This window comes from Orrella sp. JC864, assembly GCF_037026685.1.
Taxonomy (GTDB): domain Bacteria; phylum Pseudomonadota; class Gammaproteobacteria; order Burkholderiales; family Burkholderiaceae_B; genus Orrella.
In genome coordinates this window covers 1-1,825 of sequence record NZ_JBANET010000049.1, presented here as the reverse complement: position 1 = coordinate 1,825, position 1,825 = coordinate 1, and the positions used below count along the sequence as shown (strand labels likewise).

Sequence of the window (1,825 nt, the reverse complement as noted above, 5' to 3'; positions counted from 1 at the left end):
TTATGGATCTCAGAAAACTCAAGACCCTGATCGATCTGGTTGCCGAATCGGGCATCGCCGAACTGGAGATCACCGAGGGCGAAGGCAAGGTTCGCATCGTCAAGTTCTCGCAGCAGTCGGCCGCGCCGGCGGCGCCGGCGTATGCGCCGGTGGTGCAGGCCGGGGTGCCGGGCGCAGCGGGGCCGGGCGCCGCGCCCGAGGCGGGCGCGCCGGCGCCGGCGCCGGCGCCGCAGGGCCACGTGGTCAAGGCGCCGATGGTGGGCACGTTCTATCGCGCGCCCAACCCTGGGGCGGCGCCGTTCGTGGAGGTGGGCCAGACGGTCAAGGAGGGCGATCCGCTGTGCATCATCGAGGCGATGAAGCTGCTCAACGAGATCGAGGCCGACAAGTCCGGCGTGATCAAGGAAGTGCTGATCGAAAACGGCGAGCCGGTCGAGTACGGCCAACCCCTGTTCGTGATTGGTTGATATGTTCGAGAAGATCCTGATCGCCAATCGTGGCGAGATCGCCTTGCGCATCCAGCGCGCATGCCGCGAGCTGGGCATCAAGACGGTGGTGGTGCACTCGGAGGCCGACCGCCAGGCCAAGTATGTGCGCCTGGCCGACGAGTCGGTGTGCATCGGGCCGGCGCCCTCGCGCGAGAGCTACCTGAATATGCCGGCCATTATCTCGGCGGCCGAGGTGACCGATGCCGAGGCCATCCATCCTGGCTATGGCTTTCTGTCCGAGAATGCGGACTTTGCCGAGCGGGTGGAGAAAAGCGGGTTCGTGTTCATCGGTCCGCGTCCGGAGACGATCCGGATGATGGGCGACAAGGTCAGCGCCAAGCACGCGATGATCGAGGCCGGGGTGCCGGTGGTGCCTGGCTCGCAAGGGGCGCTGCCGGACGATCCGCAGGAGATCCTGCGCATTGCGCGCGAGGTGGGCTATCCGGTGATCATCAAGGCGGCCGGCGGCGGCGGCGGTCGCGGCATGCGCGTGGTGCACACCGAGGCGGCGCTGATCAACGCGGTGAACATGACGCGTTCGGAAGCCGGGGCGGCCTTCAACAACCCGGAGGTCTACCTGGAGAAGTTCCTGGAGAATCCGCGGCACGTGGAGATCCAGGTGCTGGCCGACGGCGGGCGCAACGCGGTGTGGCTGGGCGAGCGTGATTGCTCGATGCAGCGGCGCCACCAGAAGGTGATCGAAGAGGCGCCGGCCCCGGGCATTGCGCGCCGGCTGGTCGAGCGCATTGGCGATCGCTGCGCCGAGGCCTGCCGCAAGATGGGCTACCGCGGGGCGGGCACGTTCGAGTTCCTGTACGAGAACGGCGAGTTCTACTTCATCGAGATGAACACGCGCGTGCAGGTCGAGCATCCGGTGACCGAGCAGATCACCGGGGTGGACATCGTGCAGCAGCAGATCCTGATCGCGGCGGGCGAGAAGTTCACGCTGCGCCAGCGCGACATCGCGCTCAAGGGCCATTCGATCGAGTGCCGCATCAACGCCGAGGATCCGTTCCGCTTCACGCCCAGCCCCGGGCGCATCACCAACTGGCACGTGCCGGGCGGGCCGGGGGTGCGGATCGATTCGCACGTGTACAACGGCTATTTCGTGCCGCCGAACTACGACTCGATGATCGCCAAGGTCATCACCTACGGCGACACGCGCGAGCAGGCGCTGGCGCGCATGCGCATCGCGCTGTCGGAGATGGTGGTCGAGGGCATTTCGACGAACATCCCGCTGCATCGCGAGCTGCTGCAGGATGCCCGCTTCATCGAAGGCGGCACCAGCATCCATTACCTGGAGCACAAGCTGGCCCAGCGGCCGTAGGGGCCCGCCT

2 protein-coding genes are annotated in these 1,825 nt (G+C 66.9%); both read left to right on the top strand.

Features of this window, described 5'->3' with window-relative positions; all coding sequences use genetic code 11:
* The first annotated feature begins 2 nt into the window (after positions 1–2).
* A complete protein-coding gene (accB, locus tag V8Z80_RS20830) occupies positions 3–467 on the top strand; it encodes an acetyl-CoA carboxylase biotin carboxyl carrier protein (protein WP_336063331.1) in 465 nt (154 codons plus the stop codon).
* A 1-nt stretch (position 468) separates the two neighbouring features.
* Positions 469–1,815 carry an acetyl-CoA carboxylase biotin carboxylase subunit gene (gene accC, locus V8Z80_RS20825; RefSeq protein WP_155195976.1) on the top strand — a complete coding sequence of 449 codons (1,347 nt, stop codon included), beginning with the start codon at positions 469–471 and terminating at the stop codon, positions 1,813–1,815.
* Positions 1,816–1,825 lie beyond the last annotated feature (10 nt).